General features: G+C 70.9%; 10 protein-coding genes. 6 read left to right on the forward strand and 4 right to left on the reverse strand.

Annotated elements, in window-relative coordinates:
• Positions 1–207: 207 nt before the first annotated feature.
• The 6 genes from ligA to D7X12_RS18450 all read left to right on the forward strand — a co-directional run bounded on the left by ligA (position 208) and on the right by D7X12_RS18450 (position 8,394).
• Positions 208–2,232 (forward strand): NAD-dependent DNA ligase LigA, encoded by a 2,025-nt coding sequence (ligA, locus tag D7X12_RS18425; protein WP_120626581.1) that lies wholly within the window; start codon positions 208–210, stop codon positions 2,230–2,232.
• Between the two features lie 10 nt (positions 2,233–2,242).
• Positions 2,243–2,530: an acylphosphatase gene (locus tag D7X12_RS18430; RefSeq protein WP_120626582.1), complete on the forward strand. Its 288-nt coding sequence runs from the start codon at positions 2,243–2,245 to the stop codon at positions 2,528–2,530.
• Entirely contained in the window at positions 2,527–2,970 is a 444-nt protein-coding gene (locus D7X12_RS18435; RefSeq protein ID WP_120611148.1) for a DUF3052 family protein, read from the forward strand. Before D7X12_RS18430 ends, D7X12_RS18435 begins: the two co-directional genes overlap by 4 nt.
• Positions 2,971–3,563: 593 nt before the next feature.
• Complete coding sequence (locus D7X12_RS18440) at positions 3,564–6,158, forward strand: Rne/Rng family ribonuclease (protein ID WP_120626583.1); 2,595 nt, start codon at positions 3,564–3,566, stop codon at positions 6,156–6,158.
• Between the two features lie 386 nt (positions 6,159–6,544).
• A complete protein-coding gene (locus tag D7X12_RS18445) occupies positions 6,545–7,921 on the forward strand; it encodes a YihY/virulence factor BrkB family protein (protein WP_120626604.1) in 1,377 nt (458 codons plus the stop codon).
• Positions 7,922–8,046: 125 nt separating this feature from the next.
• Positions 8,047–8,394, forward strand: a complete 348-nt coding sequence (locus D7X12_RS18450; RefSeq protein WP_120626584.1) for an HU family DNA-binding protein — start codon at positions 8,047–8,049, stop codon at positions 8,392–8,394.
• A gap of 3 nt (positions 8,395–8,397) precedes the next feature.
• Here D7X12_RS18450 and D7X12_RS18455 read toward each other — a convergent pair whose 3' ends face one another.
• The 4 genes from D7X12_RS18455 to D7X12_RS18470 are packed head-to-tail and all read right to left on the reverse strand — an operon-like array spanning position 8,398 to position 12,585.
• A complete protein-coding gene (locus tag D7X12_RS18455) occupies positions 8,398–10,482 on the reverse strand; it encodes a flagellar biosynthesis protein FlhA (RefSeq protein WP_120626585.1) in 2,085 nt (694 codons plus the stop codon).
• Positions 10,482–11,528: an EscU/YscU/HrcU family type III secretion system export apparatus switch protein gene (locus D7X12_RS18460; protein WP_120626586.1), complete on the reverse strand. Its 1,047-nt coding sequence runs from the start codon at positions 11,526–11,528 to the stop codon at positions 10,482–10,484. Before D7X12_RS18460 ends, D7X12_RS18455 begins: the two co-directional genes overlap by 1 nt.
• On the reverse strand, positions 11,525–12,319 hold the full coding sequence (locus D7X12_RS18465; RefSeq protein WP_120626587.1) for an EscT/YscT/HrcT family type III secretion system export apparatus protein: 795 nt from the start codon (positions 12,317–12,319) through the stop codon (positions 11,525–11,527). Before D7X12_RS18465 ends, D7X12_RS18460 begins: the two co-directional genes overlap by 4 nt.
• On the reverse strand, positions 12,316–12,585 hold the full coding sequence (locus D7X12_RS18470) for a flagellar biosynthetic protein FliQ (protein WP_120626588.1): 270 nt from the start codon (positions 12,583–12,585) through the stop codon (positions 12,316–12,318). The genes D7X12_RS18465 and D7X12_RS18470 overlap by 4 nt, the downstream gene beginning before the upstream one ends.

Here is a 12,585-nt window from a genome sequence, read left to right on the forward strand (position 1 = left end):
GGGTGGGGCCTGTCGCGGCGCCGTCCAGGGGAGCGGGCGCTGGCCCTGGAGTCCTACGTATCAGGTTGGAAAGGTGCGAAGGAGGCCGGGACGTTGGGGCTGCTCGGGGAGCAGCCCTGTCAGGTGGCCCGACTAGAGTGGTCCTCCTCCAACGAGGGGCGTGCGCATCCTGGCCGCGCTGCCGAATTGGGGTAAGGACAACGCCCCGTGGACACCTTCCCGAAAGCCGAAGCCCGCGCGCGAGCGCTCCGTCAGGAGCTCGCCCACCACAACCACCGCTACTACGTGCTCGACTCGCCGGAGATCAGCGACGCGCAGTACGACACGCTGATGCGCGAGCTGCAGGGGCTGGAGGAGAAGTACCCCCAGCTCGCCACGCCGGACTCGCCCACCCAGCGCGTGGGCGGCGCGGCGGTGGAGGACTTCGGCCAGGTGGTGCACAGCGCGCAGATGCTGTCGCTCGCGAACATCTTCGACGACGAGGGGCTGACCGAGTTCGACGACCGCATCCGCAAGCTCACGGGCCTGTCGCAGGTGGGCTACGTATGCGAGCCCAAGCTGGACGGCCTGGCCATCGCGTTGCGGTACGAGGACGGCCGCTTCGTCCTGGGCGCCACCCGGGGTGACGGCACCACCGGCGAGGACGTCACGTCCAACCTGCGCACCATCAAGAGCCTGCCCCTGGAGCTGTTCCCCCAGGACGGCGTGAAGGTGCCGAAGCGGTTGGAGGTGCGGGGCGAGGTCTTCATCCGCAAGGAGGACTTCCGCAAGCTCAACGAGAAGCGCGAGGAGGCGGGCGAGTCGCTCTTCGCCAACCCGCGCAACGCCGCCGCGGGCAGCCTGCGCCAGTTGGATCCCAAGGAGACCGCCGCGCGGCCCCTCTCCGTGTACCTGTACGAGTGCGGCCCCAGCGAGGGCCTGCCCCCGTTCAAGACCCATACGGACAAGCTGGAGTACCTCAAGACGCTGGGGCTGCCCGTCAACCACTACCAGCACGCGGCCGGCGCCGACGGCATCCGCCAGCGCTACGAGGAGTCGCTCAAGGGCCGCCACGCCCTGCCCTTCGAGGTGGACGGCATGGTGGTGAAGGTGGACGACGAGGACCTGCGTCGCCGCCTGGGCCAGGTGTCCAAGAGCCCGCGCTGGGCGGTGGCCTACAAGTTCCCGCCGGAGGAGGAGTCCACGCAGGTGCAGGACATTGGCATCCAGGTGGGCCGCACGGGCGCGCTCACGCCGGTGGCGCACCTGAAGCCGGTGAAGGTGGGCGGCGTGACGGTGTCGCGCGCCACGCTGCACAACGAGGACGAGCTGCGCCGCAAGGACGTGCGCCGGGGTGACACCGTCTTCGTGCGCCGCGCGGGCGACGTGATTCCGGAGATCGTCTCCGTGGTGCTCTCCAAGCGCCCGGAGGACTCCCAGCCCTTCACCTTCCCCACGCACTGCCCGGTGTGCGGCGCGCTGGCGGCGAAGGACGAGGACGGCGCCATCATCCGCTGCACGGGCGCCTCCTGCCCCGCGCAGCTGGTGGAGAAGGTGCGCCACTTCGCCAGCCGGCTCGCGCTGGACATCGAGGGGCTGGGGGACAAGCTGGCCACGCAGCTCGTCGCCTCCGGTCAGGTGAAGACGTTCTCGGACATCTTCGCGCTCACCAAGGAGTCCCTGATGAAGCTGGAGCGCATGGGGGAGAAGAGCGCGGAGAACATCCTGGCGTCCATCGCGGCGTCCAGGCACACCACCCAGCGCCGCTTCCTGTACTCCCTGGGCATCCGCCACGTGGGCGACTCCACGGCGCGCGCGCTGGCGGAGGCCTTCCCGAACGTGAAGGCGCTCTTCACCGCGAGCCTGGAGGACATCAGCCGGGTGAAGGACGTGGGCCCGGTGATGGCGCAGGTCATCCATACCTTCTTCCAGGAGCCGCAGAACCAGGCCACCATCCAGGCCCTGCTGGACGCGGGCGTGACGCCGGCGCCGCCGGAGGTCGCCACGGGCGGCCCCTTCGTGGGCAAGACGGTGGTGCTCACCGGCACGATGGCGGGGCTGGCGCGGGAGCAGGCCAAGGAGGAAATCGAACGGCGGGGAGGCAAGGTGGCCGGAAGTGTCTCGCGCAAGACCGATTTCGTGGTGGCGGGAGACGACGCGGGCAGCAAGCTGAAGAAGGCGCAGGAACTCGGGGTAAGAATCCTGGATGAGCAGGCGTTCCTGCAGATGCTAGAAGGGACCGCCAGAGCATGAGGCCAGAGGCATGAGCACCCAGCGCCGGGCGACCCTGCGCATCCAGGGCACGGTCCAGGGAGTCTCCTTCCGGGAGAGCTCCCGCGCCGAGGCCCTGCGCCTGGACCTGCGGGGCTGGGTGCGCAACCGGAGCGACGGCTCCGTGGAGGCCACGGTGGAAGGCGAACCCGCCGCGCTGGAAGCATTCATCCGCTGGTGCCACGAGGGCCCCCGCACGGCGCGCGTCACGGACGTGGCGCGCACGGACGGCGAGCCCACGGGCGAATTCCGCACCTTCACCGTGGAGCGCACATCATGACGCCCTACGCGCTGTCCTCCCTGGCCGCCATGCTGGGCATCCGCTCCGGCACCAAGGTCTCCGTCATCAACCCCCCGCGGGGCTTCGTGCAGAAGCTCAACCCGCTGCCGGACGGGGTGGAGTTCCTCGTCACCGCCCAGACGGGGCTGGACGTCATCCTCTTCTTCACCACCGACGCCACGGAGCTGGTGCAGCGGCTGCCCGCGCTGTCGCGCGCCACCACCCTCACGGGCGGCATCTGGGTCTGCTGGCCCACGGGCGAGGGCGTGAAGACGGTCCTGTCCGAGGACTTCGTGCGCCAGGCGGCGCTCGACATCGGGCTCGTGGACAACAAGATCTGCGTCATCGACGAGGCCTGGACGGCCCTGCGGCTGGTGCGCCGTCCGCGCGGGCGGCTGGACAAGCCCGAGGGCCGCAAACAGGCCCCCGCCCAGGCCTGAGGGCTTGGAAACGGCCTGGAAACGGCCTGGACACCCTCCCACCGTCCTGGCGGCGGGGGGTGGCGCCATCTGCCCGACAGTGGATGAACGGGCGCTTCTTGCCTTTACACACCTGGAGGGGCGTGAAAAACTCTCCGTGTTTCTGGGCAGTTGTGTGACGCCCCGCGTTGGCGGGACATCAGGCCCAGGCATGAATTTCGACGGGTTGCGCTTCCGGTTTCCTCCGGACGTCCCTGCTGCTCCGGGGCCCCCAGACGCCCCCCCAAGGTGGCCCACGAACGGGCACCGACCGGGTGTGGAAGAGGGGGCGGACGGCACGGGCGTGGTGGAGGCCTCGAGCGCTTGAAGAGAAGCAGCCCCGCCCGGCACGGTGCCGGTCGCAATGCGGGGCGACATGAACTCGGAGGAGCAGGCGGTGATGTCCTCGGCCCTCACCCAGGCGATGCGTACTCCCTCCGGGTCTTCCGGAAGGCGTCCACACGCCGGTGGGCCGCAAGCCGCCTCTCCCCTCGCAGCGTGCTCGGAGGTGTGGCTTCTGGCCGCCCCCCGTCCGGTGAGGACCTCCCTACCGCGCGCGCTTCCAGGATTCATCCATGAGCAGTGTGCTCGTCATCAATGCCGCGGGTCGGGAGACCCGGGTGGCGCTCGTCGAGGGCGGCCATATCGCGGAGTTCTACCTCGAGCGTAAGAAGGACAAGGGCGTCGTCGGAAACATCTACAAGGGCCGTGTCGTCCGGGTGCTCCCGGGCATGCAGGCGGCTTTTGTCGACATCGGGTTGGAGAAGGCCGCCTTCCTGTATGTCAGCGACGTCGTCTACGACCCCGACTTCGCACGCGCCCAGTTCGAGCTGACCGAGGGCGAGCACGAGGACGCCCCGGAGGTCCCCACCGAATCCGAGGCGGACACCCTCGAGGCCGCCGCGGCCACGGTCCCGAACGCGCCCGCCCTCCCCGCGGGTCCGGAGGTCGCCGCGGTCGGCGTGGAGCCGGTGCTGGCGCACGACACCGCGCTGGCGCTGGACGTCCAGGCCCAGGGCAACCAGGAGCCGGCGCTGGAGCCCCCCGCGGCTCCGGCCGTGAGCGAGCCCGTCTCCGAGCAGGAGCAGGAGCAGGAGCAGGTCCCTGCGCCGGTGGAGGCCGAGGCTTCCCAGGGCGTGGCCGTCGTCGAGGAGTCGCAGCTCTCCGTGTCCACCGCCGCCGTGGCGGTGCCGCTGTCGGACGTGGGGCAGCCCGTGGACGCGGTCCCCGTGATGGCGGTGCAGGAGACGCACGCGGAGACCGTCACCGTCGCCACGCTCGCCGAGGGCAGCGGGACGCAGGGCGACGCGGGCCTCACCGGGGCCTCGGAGCCGCCGCCGCACGCGGCCGTCCTGGGCGACCTCATCCCTCCCCCCGCCACCGAGCCCGCCCGTCCGGGTGAGGTCTCCGGCGAGCGCCGCACGCCGCGCGAGGCCCGGGAGGCCCGCGAGCCGCGCGCCCGGGATGGCCGCGAGAAGGAGAAGGAGAAGGACAAGCGCCGCCAGGAGGGCCCTCCCCGCCGCGAGAAGCGCGACGACGACAAGGAGAAGCCCAAGCAGCGCAAGACGGACAAGATTGAAGACCTGCTGAAGGTCGGCCAGGAGGTGGTGGTCCAGATCTCCAAGGACCCCATCGGCACCAAGGGTGCGCGGCTCACCTCGCACATCTCCATCCCGGGCCGTCACCTGGTGTTCATGCCCACGGTGGACCACGTGGGCATCAGCCGCCGCATCTCCAACGAGAAGGAGCGCCGGCGGCTGCGTGACATCGTGGACCGGCTGCGGCCGCCCGGCACGGGCTTCATCGTGCGCACGGTGGCGGAGAACGTTCCCCAGGAGAAGCTGGAGAGCGACATCCGGTTCCTCATCGAGGTGTGGAACCAGGTGGTGCGCCGCAACGAGAAGCGCGGCGGACCGGGCCTCCTGCACCCCGACCTGGACCTCATCCTGCGCGCCACGCGCGACCTGTTCGCCCACGACGTGGAGAAGCTCGTCGTCGACGACGCGGAGGAGTACGAGCGCATCCAGGGCTTCGTCACCGCGCAGGACCCGGCGCTGCGCGACCGCGTGGTGCTGCACGAGACGGACGAGCCCGTCTTCGACGCGTACGGCATCGAGCAGGAGCTGCAGCGCGCCACCCAGCGCAAGGTGTGGCTGAAGAGCGGCGGCTACCTCATCATCGACCAGGCCGAGGCGCTCACCGCCATCGACGTCAACTCGGGCCGCTACGTCGGCAAGAAGAGCCTCGAGGAGACCATCACCAAGATCAACGTCGAGGCGGCCAAGGAGATCGTCTACCAGCTCCGGCTGCGCAACATCGGCGGCATCATCATCTGCGACTTCATCGACATGGAGAAGGCGCAGAACCGCGACAAGGTCTTCAAGTCGCTGCAGGAAGCGCTGGGCCGCGACAAGGCCAAGACGAACGTGCTGCGCATCTCCGAGCTGGGCCTGGTGGAGATGACGCGCAAGCGCGTGCGCGAGTCCATTGGCCGCGTGCTGCACGAGGACTGCCCGTACTGCGACGGCAAGGGCTTCGTGAAGACGGCCACCACGGTGGCGTACGAGATCTTCCGGGAGATCCGCCGCGAGGCGCCGGGCTACAAGGACTCCACGCTCGTCATCAACTGCAACGCGGAGGTCGCGCGGCTCCTGCAGGGCGAGGAGCGCAACGAGCTGCGGCACCTGATGGACCGCTACAACAAGTCCATCCAGGTCAAGGCGCAGCAGAACTACCACCGCGAGCAGTACGACATCTACGGCCGGTCGGCCACGGGCCCCGAGCACAAGGTGGCCTCGTCGCCGGGCTCCGGTGACGGCGAGCTCGCCATGCAGCAGCGCCGCCCGGAGAACGCCTACGGGCGCCAGGACCAGGGCCGGCGAGGCCGCGACCGTGACCGCGGTGGTGGTGGCGGCGGTGGCGGTGGCGGCGGTGAGGCCCGCGGCAGCGGCGAGCGCGGTGGCGCCGAGCGCGGTGGCGAGCGCGGCGGGGGCGACCGGCGTGAAGGCCGTGGAGGTGAAGGCCGTGGCGGTGAGCGCTCCGAGCGGGGTGAACGGGGCGGTTCGCAGCAGGGAGGCTCCGGGCAGAACGGCGGAGGCTCGGGTGGCCCGCCTCCCCAGTCGTCCGGCGGAGGCTCCTCGGAGTCGTCCGGCGGGGGCAGCGAAGGCTGAGCCGGTGAGCGACACCGCCTCATGAAGGCGGTCCGCGTGTGACAGCGAAGGCCCGGTGGGATGCATCCCGCCGGGCCTTCTCTTTTGTCTTCCGCGGCAGCCCGCTCTCCTGTCCAGCGACCGACCAGGCGGACATGCCCCGCGTGCACGGTGATGGAGACCCCATCCCGGGGCAGGTGGGCTGGTCCCCCGGGCCGGAGTTTGGCTACGGTGGTGTTTCCACACCGGGGGGTGTCGTCAGTGCCCGTCGGTCCAGGTGAAGCCTTCGGGATGACCCGCCCCCTTCCACGCCTCCGCACGCCGTTGGACCCTGATGGCCTGCGCTCGCCTGGACGGGAACGCGCCTGGAGGAGTCCGTGCACGTGAAGCAGGGCCTTTCGTGGCGCCTGCGGCAGTCCGTGGCCCGGGGACGGGCCTGGACGCGTTCGACGGTGGCCCGGCTGTGGGCTCCGGTGGGCGCCACATCGGGCGGCCGGTTCGCGGCGGACATCCTCTTCGCGGCGCGCACGGTGGCACGCGGCTTCATGGGCGAGAACCTGCGCCTTCGCGCCGCGGCGCTCACGTACATCAGCATGTTCTCGCTGGTGCCCCTGCTGACGGTGGGGCTCGTGCTGCTGCGCACGCTCCACCAGGAGCAGTTCCAGAAGAAGCTGCGCTACGTCATCGCGGAGGTCCTGGCGCCGGGAGTCAGCGAGGAGTCCGCCGCCCTGCTCGACAGGTTCCTGCACCCGGGCAACTCCATCGCCGTGGGCAGCGTGGGCTTCCTCGCGGTGCTGCTGTCGGCGGGCTCGCTCCTGCGCCACATTGACGGCGCGGTGAATGAGCTGTGGGGCATCCGGCGCCAGCGCCCGTGGCTGACGCGCCTGTCCATCTACGCGGGCCTGCTGCTGCTGGGCCCCCTCTTCCTGGCCATCTCCTTCTCGGGCACCGGCCGGGTCCGCGTGTTCCTGCAGACCTACGCGCCATCCGCGCCGCTGTTCATCGCGCTGGGCACCATGCTCATCGCCATTGGCAGCCTGACGCTGGTGTACCTGTGGACGCCGTACGCCCACGTGCGCGTGCGCTCGGCGCTGGCGGGCGGGCTGGTGGCGGGCATGGGGTGGATGCTGGCGAAGCAGGTGTACGCCGAGTTCGCGGTGCGCAGCTTCCTCTACAACCCGCTGTACGCGTCACTGGGCGCCCTGCCCCTGTTCCTCGCGTGGGTGTACGTGAGCTGGTTGATCATGCTGTTCGGCGCCCGGCTGTCCTACGCGGTGGAGCACGTCTCCTTCCGCCACTCGCTCTTCGCCTTTGGCAGCCACCCGCGAGCGCACGAGCTGGTGGCCGCGCGAGTCGCGCAGGACGTCACCCTGTGCTGGGTGGATGGGCTTACGCCGCCGCTGCCGCGGGAGCTGGCCACGCGGCTGCGCGTGCCGGAGTCGCTCGTGCACGAGGTCGTGGACCGGCTGGTGGAGGGACGTCTGCTGGAGCGGGCGCGCCGGGGAGGCCTGCGCCCGACCCGGGACCCGTCCGAGCTCACGCTCGCGGACAGCACGCTCGCGGTGCACGGGGTGATGATCTCCGGAGGCCCTGAAACGTGGACGGGCCCGAAGGCCCCGGGCTTCGAACAGTTCGAACCGCTGTTCCAGGCGGCCGACTGTGCCGGGGTCGACCTGCTGCGCCGCACCCGTTGGATCGACCTCGTGACGCCGCTGCGTCCGGGGCTGCTGGCTCCGCCCGCCCCGGAAGCACCCAAGGCAGCGGCCGGTAGCGGAAATCCGTAACGTTTTTAGAGGGTTGGGAGCCTACCCGGCTTGCAAGGAGGAGGTGTTCTGTTATGTATTCGGGACTCGACCACGGGCCAGAGAGCCCTGTCACCAAGGGGTCACGGGGTTTGCGGGAGCGTCCGATGCTCAAGTCCGATCTGATCAACATCCTCGTTGCCAAACGAGGCGTGACCCAGAAGCAGGCTGAAGCAACCGTCGAGACGATCTTCGAGTCGATGAAGGACGCGCTCTGCCGCGGCGAGAACATCGAGATTCGCGGGCTCGGCGCCTTCCACGTGAAGAACTACCAGGGGTACCAGGGCCGCAACCCGAAGACGGGCCAGGTCATCCCGGTGAAGCCCAAGCGGGGCCTGCTCTTCCGCACGGGCAAGGAGCTGCGCGACCGGGTCAACCGTCCCGCGCCCCTGCAGGCCCAGACGGACCTGCCGCCCTCCGAGTTCAAGGGCAGCAGCGGCACCGGCACCCTGTAAGCCTCACCGCCCCACGGCGACCGGCGTCAGCCGGCCGATGGGGCGAATCTGCAGGTCTCCATCCAGTTCGCCGTAGGTGAGCACCGCCACGTCCGGGAACGGGCCCTCGCACAGCTTGCGCAGCGGCCTGCGGATGTCCGGGGCAGTGAGCAGCACCGCCCGGCCACCCCCACCGGTGGCGATCCTCCGCACCCCCTCCAGGATTTCGACGACGCGCTCCGGCTCCGGTGCGGGCCCCCGGGGGCCGCTGGCGCGCAGTACGTCCTCCACCTCCGGGTCCACGAGGTAGGCGTACAGCGGGCCGGTGGGCGCGAACTGGTGGCTCAGGTAGCGGTGCAGGGCCTGCCGGCAGCGCTCGGCCAGGGCGGTCGCGTCCCCTTCGGTGGTGGGCGCCACGAGCGCCTCCAGGATGGAGCGCAGGTCCCGGATGCTCACCTGCTCCTGGACGAGCCGCCGCAGCACGTCCACCAGCAGCGGCAGCGGCACCTTCTGCAGCGCCTCCTTCACCAGCACGGGCGCCTGGGCCTCCAGTCCCTCCAGCAGCCCCTGCACCTCCTGGAGCCCCAGCAGCGCGGCGGCGCGCAGGCGGAGCACGGCACGCAGGTGGTCCGCGATGAGCTCCGAGGGCTTGCGCAGCGGCACCTGGGCCAGCTCCAGCCGGGAGCGGGCGCCCTCCGCGACGCGGCTGATGGCCCGCCCGGTCGCGGGCTCCACCGAGCCCTCCGCCTGGACCTCCAGGAAGGCCAGTTCGCCGGGCGGGACGAGCGCATACAGGCTCCCGGGCTGGACCACGCCCCCACCCGCGGGCACTTCGTCCAGGAGGAGGCGGTACTCGCCCGGCCCCAGGTACGCGGCCTGGGTCCGCACGCGGATGCCAGGGATGCGCACCCCCAGCTCGAAGAAGAGCTCGTCGCGCACCCCGTTCAGCACCGTGTGCACGAAGGCACCGCCCTCCCCTTCCGCCAGGGCCGTCAGCTGTGGGGACAGGTCCAGCGTGAGCGGCGCCACGCCCACCGGGGTCGCCGCGCTCTCGGGAGGCTTGCCGGCCGCGCCGACGGGGATGGTGGCGCCCGCGGGAGCCCCATCCTTCGCCTGCGACTTCTCCGAAGCCTCCCGCGCCTTCCGCCGCAACGCATAGCCCAGCCCTCCCAGGGCCGCTGCCAGGGTGAGGAAGGTCAGGTGCGGCATGCCCGGCATGAGGGCCAGCGCGACGCACAGCCCGGCGACGACGCCCAGCGTCCGGGGGTCCCCGAAGAACTGGGTGCCAATCTCCGTCCCCAGCGAGTCCTCCTCCTTCTCCGACGCCACCCGCGTGACGACGAGGCCCGCGGCCACCGCGATGCACAGCGAGGGGACCTGGGACACGAGCCCGTCACCGATGGCGATGAGCGCGAACGTGGCGGCGGCCTCGGAGAAGGACAGGCCCTGCTGCAACACGCCGATGAGGGTGCCTCCCAACAGGTTCACCGCGACGATGACCAGGCCCGCGATGACGTCCCCCTTCACGAACTTCATCGCGCCGTCCATGGCGCCGAACATCTGGGACTCGCGCTCCAGGTCGCGCCGCCGTCGCCGGGCCGCGCCCTGGTCGATGGCGCCCGCGCGCAGGTCCGCGTCGATGGACATCTGCTTGCCGGGCATCGCGTCCAGCGTGAAGCGGGCGGACACCTCCGCGACCCGCTCGGCGCCCTTGGTCACCACCAGCAACTGGACCAGCGTGAGGATGGCGAACACCACCCCGCCCACCACGTAGTCGCCCCGCACCACGAATTCGCCAAAGGCCTGGATGACCTCGCCCGCGTGTCCCTCCGAGAGCGCCAGCCGCGTGGACGACACGTTGAGCGACAGCCGGAACAGCGTGGTGAAGAGAAGCAGCGTGGGGAACGACGTCACCCCCAGCGCGTCCCTCGCATGCAGCGCCGCCACCAGCAGCGCGACTGCCGCGGCCAGGTTCACCGCGAGCCCCACGTCGAGCAGCCAGGCCGGCAGGGGGATGATGAGCGCCCCCAGCACGGCGGCCATCGCCACCGCGAGCACGATGTCGGAGGACTGACGGGCCTTCAGCAACACCTTCATGAGTGGATTCATCACGTCTGTCTCCGTGGACGGTCGTCCGCCCCGCGCGTCTCCATCGCGGTCCGCAGCACGACGGCCGCCGCCTGGTACAGCTCCTCGGGGATGGGCTCCCCGACGTCGAAGTGGATGAGGCTGCGGGCCAGGGGCACGTCCCGGAGCACCGGGATGCCCTGACGGCGCGCCTCTTCCCTGAGCGCGAGCGCGTCCTGCTCACGGCCCTTGGCCACGAGGTAGGGCGCGTCGCATTCGCCCGCGTCGTACCGGAGCGCGACCGCGATGTGCGTGGGGTTGACGATCACGGCCGTGGCCTTCTGCACCCCACGTGCCGGCCCCCCCTGGGCGAGCTGTCGGTGCAGAGCGCGCCGCTGTCCCTTGTGTCGCGGGTCGCCCTGACTCTCCTTGTGCTCCCGGCGGACCTCGTCGCGCGTCATCATCAGCTCGCGCAGGTGTCTGCGCCGGGCCAGCGCGCAGTCCACGGCGCCGCAGCCCAGCACCACCCACGCCAGCCGCAGCACCAGCGTCGCCAGTCGGCCGACCAGGAACTCCATCCCGCGCGTCCCATCGAGCCATGCGGCTCGCAGGGCATCGGGCCCCACGGTCTCCACCTCGTTCCAGACCATCAGCGCCAGCAGCGCCGCCACGAGCACTGCCTTGCCCATCTCCCCCAGGGGCTGGACGCTGAAGAGCCGCTTGAAGCCCGCCGCCGGGTTGATGCGCTCAAGCTTCGGTGCGGCATGCTGCGCATCCAGTTCGAAGCCCACGGTGGCCACCGACACCGCCAGGGAGGCCACGAGCGCTCCACCGAGCGCCGGTCCACACAGTCTCGCGGCGACCCATGCGCCCTCCTCCCACGCGCCCGCGAGGGTCTGCTCCAGCATCAACCGGGCAGTCCAATCCCTCAGCCGCGCGAATCCCTCCGGCGCGAATGCCGTGAAGCCCAGCAGTCCGCCCAGCGTCACCGCGCTGGAGGACAGCATGCGGCTGCGGGGAAACTGGCCCTTGCGCCGCGCTTCCCGCTGCCGTTTCGCGGTGGGTTGCTCCGTCTTCTCCCCGCTCATCGCGCGACCTCGCCCAGCAGCGCCAGTGCGCCCTCGGCCGACACCACCCCCGCGAGCAGCCGCTCACATAGCAGCCCCACGCCCAGCCACAGCAACGCGCCGCCCCCGAGGATGCGCAGCGGCACGCCCAACTCCTGGAGGTTCACCTGCGCCGCGGCCCGGGACGCCATGCCCAGGAAGCAGTCCACCGCGAGCGTCGCCGCGGCCACCGGTGCGCCCACCGCCAACCCCGTGGCCATGGCGCTGCCCACCAGGACCCCGACGTGCAGGGTCGCGGCTTCGGTGGGCACGAAGGCACCCAGACGAACCACGGTGAAGCCGCGCAGCAGGGCCGAGAGGATCAACGGGAACAGCGCCCCCGACACCACCCGGGCCACGAGCAGGTGGTACAGCCCATCTCCCGTGGCCGACTCGCGACTCCCCGCCATCGGCAGGCTCGCCTCCGCGGACGTGCCCCGGAAGAGGTCGATGAAGCGTCCTCCCATCCTCGCCGCGTCGAAGGGCAGCGCGGACACGAGCCCCACCGAGACGCCGTAGGCCAGCTCGCGCACCACGAGCGCCACCATCACCAGGGGCGTCTCCACGGGCCCGATGAACTCCACGCCCGCTTCGACGTGCAGGAAGAGCGACAGCGCGAGCACCAGTCCCAGACGGACCGTCGTCGGAGCCGCCTGGCCGCCCAGCAAGGGACAGAGGAACGCGATGGGCACGAGGCGCGCCGCGCACAGCGCCACCGCGATGAAGTGCGGCCCCAGCGTGAGGAGCTGTTCGCCCAGGGCCTCCGGGTTCACAACGCCACCTCCGCGATGAGCGTGAGGAGCTGCTGGGTGAAGCGCGTGAGCTGCCCGGCGATCCACGGGCCCGCGAGCACCAACGACAGCACCGCGGCACACAGCTTGGGGACCACCGACAGCGTGGTCTCCTGCAGCTGCGTGGTGGCCTGGAAGAGGCTCATCAGGAAGCCCACCACCAGGCTCGCGCCAATGGGTGGCAGCGAGGCGAGCACCATCAACAGCAGGGCCTCGCGCCCCAGGTTGAGCAGGACGTCCTGGGTCAT

The organism is Corallococcus sicarius, from assembly GCF_003611735.1.
In the GTDB taxonomy this organism is placed as follows: Bacteria; Myxococcota; Myxococcia; order Myxococcales; family Myxococcaceae; genus Corallococcus; species Corallococcus sicarius.

Bases quoted from the DNA above. Each gene is read 5' to 3' on its own strand.
- D7X12_RS18430 (WP_120626582.1), top strand. From the start codon at position 2,243: ATGAGCACCCAGCGCCGGGCGACCCTGCGCATCCAGGGCACGGTCCAG.
- D7X12_RS18435 (WP_120611148.1), top strand. From the start codon at position 2,527: ATGACGCCCTACGCGCTGTCCTCCCTGGCCGCCATGCTGGGCATCCGC.
- D7X12_RS18440 (WP_120626583.1), top strand. From the start codon at position 3,564: ATGAGCAGTGTGCTCGTCATCAATGCCGCGGGTCGGGAGACCCGGGTG.
- D7X12_RS18450 (WP_120626584.1), top strand. From the start codon at position 8,047: ATGCTCAAGTCCGATCTGATCAACATCCTCGTTGCCAAACGAGGCGTG.
- D7X12_RS18455 (WP_120626585.1), bottom strand. From the start codon at position 10,482: ATGAATCCACTCATGAAGGTGTTGCTGAAGGCCCGTCAGTCCTCCGAC.
- D7X12_RS18460 (WP_120626586.1), bottom strand. From the start codon at position 11,528: ATGAGCGGGGAGAAGACGGAGCAACCCACCGCGAAACGGCAGCGGGAA.
- D7X12_RS18470 (WP_120626588.1), bottom strand. From the start codon at position 12,585: ATGACCCAGGACGTCCTGCTCAACCTGGGGCGCGAGGCCCTGCTGTTG.